A 3,360-nucleotide genomic window follows, 5' to 3' on the forward strand; every position below is an offset into this window, starting at 1 on the left:
CTTAATCCGGTAAATTCATTACCATCTACAAGCCCTCGACCTTCAAATACATTAAAAACTGTTTCGAGATAACTTTTGCCATTAGTAACTTTAATATTGTTACTGTCACCCCATTCAGTCTGAACGGTCAGTTCAGAAGTAAGAACATTAAACAGAAACTTAACAGCGTTTTCTCCCGACAAGTATCCATTGGCATCAGCCTTAACTCCTTTTGATATACCTGCCTGATTTGCAACATTGAAATATCCCGTAGGATATCCTCCCATTGTTTCGGCATAAATATCATATCCAAGTAGTTTAATCGCAGCTGCAACGGCTTCCTGTAAAGTAACAGGACTTTCCGGGTAAAAGTTTCCCATTCCGTTACCATTAATAATTCCCAGATTTTCCATAGCCTGAATATGTGTGCAGTACATAGTTTCTGAATTTACATCAGTAAATTTGCCCGTGTATCCTGATTTGGAAATCCCGTGAACTCCTGATATTTTTGAAAAATACATCATCAGTTCGCCACGGGTAATCACCTTTTGGTTGGTAAAAGTATCAGGATTTGAGATGATATCCAAAACTGCGAGAAGGTTATACTTACCTTTTACAACCTTTACAGGTTCCTGAGGTTCCGAAGGCTTCGCTTCTTCATCTGGTGTATCAGGTTCAGTTACCGAAGTATCCGTCTCTTCTTTAGGAACTTCAGAATCTTCATAAGTACCTTCCTCTGTCTCATCTTCCGATGTATCATCCTCAGTGTCTTCAGGAATAACCTCTTTTTCATAAACACCTGAAGATTCTGCTTCTGTATTCATCTCATCAGCATATACTGCTCCTGCAAATAACAAGGATAAAATTAGAACCCAACTTAATACTCTTCTTAAATTCATAATTTAATCCATTCCTTTCATTTCGCTCAAGGTACAAACAAGTGTGAAAATATTGCTGCACCTATCCTCTGTTTGTCGCATAACCATTTCAATATAGTTATACCTGTGATGAAGTTAAAATACTTCATCTTATGCGGACTATTTTGCCCACAAAACGTCATTGTTTTGCCATCGAAAAATAATTCATCAGGATTCTGAATCCAATGTTAATACTGCAGTTGTGATACCAACGTCAGTAAGACCATTGTTTTCAAGCCATCCGTCAAGTCCTGCATTCGCAATAACATTGCTTGCAGTTAACGCTCTTAGTTCTAACTCAGGCTTTACATAATTTTTCATAGTATTTCCTCCTTTTATTAAGATTTTTTAAAGACGGCTTTCCATCTTGCCTTAAGTATATCATTTTCATTTAAAGGAGTATATAGGAAAAAACAAACAATTTGCGAAAATCCAAAATGTTTATTTTATTTGACATATTTACACAGACTTGCTATAATATCTTAAAAAAGGGGATTTCGCCTAATTTATCTGTTGTTTTATAACATTAATTTCCAAATGAAAAATTTAGATTAAACAAAAAGGGTGGTAGTGTATATATGTATGAAAAACCGAAAATGATTTCAAATTATGACATCAATATAATAGAAGTTTCTTCTGTCGCAAAAGAAAAATATAACAGGACATGGAAATATAGCAAGGAATTTCCTAAAAAAATGTATAAAATTGCTTATGTTCTAAAAGGTGAATATATAGCGTATGTAAATAACAAAAAATATCATCTTAAAGATAATGACATATTATATTCAGGCGGTTTCTATAAGTTTTCTTCATATAGTATCACCAATGATTTTTCCGGCATATATATCTATTTTATTGTTGGAGATTCTGTGGCGGAAGAGGATAGTTTTTTTCATAACTTTCACCAGATAAAAGGCAACGAAAATATAAGAAAAAAATTTGCTGCTATATTAAACGAGTATAACTCCAAATCATATAACAATAAACTTATCACCAAAAAAATTTTATATGAAATATTTGCAGATGTTCTCGATTTGAAACTTATGAATACCAAAACAAGTTTAGATATATATTCCCTGAAAAACGCAATTACCTATCTTGAACAAAACTATTTAAAAAATGACATCAGTATTGATTATCTTGCTAATTTATGTAATTATACAACTACACATTTCACTAACTTATTTAAAAAAGTTTATAATACAACTCCTAAAAATTACATAATTGATTTAAGGATGCAAAAAGCAAAGGATTTACTTATATACACTTCGTATTCAATTTTAGAAATTTCAAATATTACAGGTTATTCAAACCCTGCATATTTCAGTGCTGCTTTTAAATCTTCGGTAGGCTGCTCACCTCTTTCGTATCGCAGGAAAAACAGTTAGACGTCATCTATCCAAGCAAAAATGGACGTTTTGGGGACAGTCCCCAAAACGTCCATTTTTTTACATATCATACATTATACATTCAATTTTTTAAATGTTTTAATCCATTCTCTTTTTATGTATTCATGGCCCATAGCAGTTGGATGAACACCATCAAAAATCCAATATGATGCTTCGGTATTTTCTGATAGTTTATCAAATCCTTCCTGTAATTTGATGTATGGTAAATCATACTTTTCGGCAATTTTTTCTGACATTTTTGCACGTTCTTTAACTTCTTTAGAAAAGTCATCCCAATTTTCTAATGTAGCAGTTCCTTTTAGAACGAAAGGTTCCATTATAATAATTTTTATTTGAGGAAGTGCTTCTTTTACTTCAGAGATTAACATATCATATATTTTAAAGAATTTATCAGTATCAACACCGTTTTGTATTTCATATTCGTGCCATACATCGTTCACGCCCATAAGTATGCTCATAACGTCAGGCTTAAGATTTATTATATCAGTTTTTATACGTGAATAAACATCAACGCTTTTGTTACCGCTTATACCTCTATTAATAAATTCATATTCTCCGGGAAACTCAAAACCTAATTCAGCTTTTACAAGGTTTGCATAGCCTGAACCTGCGAATTCATCATTATCTCTTATACGAAGAGCATCAGTAATTGAATCTCCCTGAAACAGTATTCTTTTCATATTCTGTATCCTCCGTTTTTTGTTTTATATGATACATCTTAAAAAAATTTTTGTCAATGAAATTTTAATTTATTAGTATTATTTTAATTTTTCAATGTTACTTTTGTTTTTTATAAAAAATTCTATTTTTAATAACAACTTAACAAAAAAGCAAGTCAAAGACTTTCTACTTCTTTGGCTTGCTTTTTCTTTTTTTAAAAAACTAAGAATCAGATAAACTATTTCATACCGTTTTCGTATGCTTCAACCATTTTTTTGACGATGTTACCAGAACGAGCACCATACCTTAAACCGTTGCGAATGTACGTCATTTCCTTGAATGAAGAGGAAACTTTAATCTTTACTTCCAACCTCATTTCGGTTGCAGATACAGGA

At 31.9% G+C, this 3,360-nt stretch carries 3 protein-coding genes; 1 reads left to right on the forward strand and 2 read right to left on the reverse strand.

The annotated features are described in order from the left end of the window. Window positions 1-878: hypothetical protein (locus E7419_08315; GenBank protein MBE7015179.1), on the reverse strand; the 878-nt coding region annotated here is incomplete at its 3' end. A gap of 596 nt (window positions 879-1,474) precedes the next feature. On the opposite strand from E7419_08315, the gene E7419_08320 reads away from it, so the two are divergent. Continuing rightward, window positions 1,475-2,284: a helix-turn-helix transcriptional regulator gene (locus E7419_08320; GenBank protein MBE7015180.1), complete on the forward strand. Its 810-nt coding sequence runs from the start codon at window positions 1,475-1,477 to the stop codon at window positions 2,282-2,284. A 74-nt stretch (window positions 2,285-2,358) separates the two neighbouring features. On the opposite strand, the gene E7419_08325 is transcribed toward E7419_08320, so the two are convergent. Further along, window positions 2,359-2,985 carry a lysophospholipase gene (locus tag E7419_08325; protein MBE7015181.1) on the reverse strand — a complete coding sequence of 209 codons (627 nt, stop codon included), beginning with the start codon at window positions 2,983-2,985 and terminating at the stop codon, window positions 2,359-2,361. Window positions 2,986-3,360: the final 375 nt, after the last annotated feature.

It is taken from the genome of Oscillospiraceae bacterium (genome assembly GCA_015068525.1).
In the GTDB taxonomy this organism is placed as follows: Bacteria; Bacillota; Clostridia; order UMGS1840; family HGM11507; genus SIG450.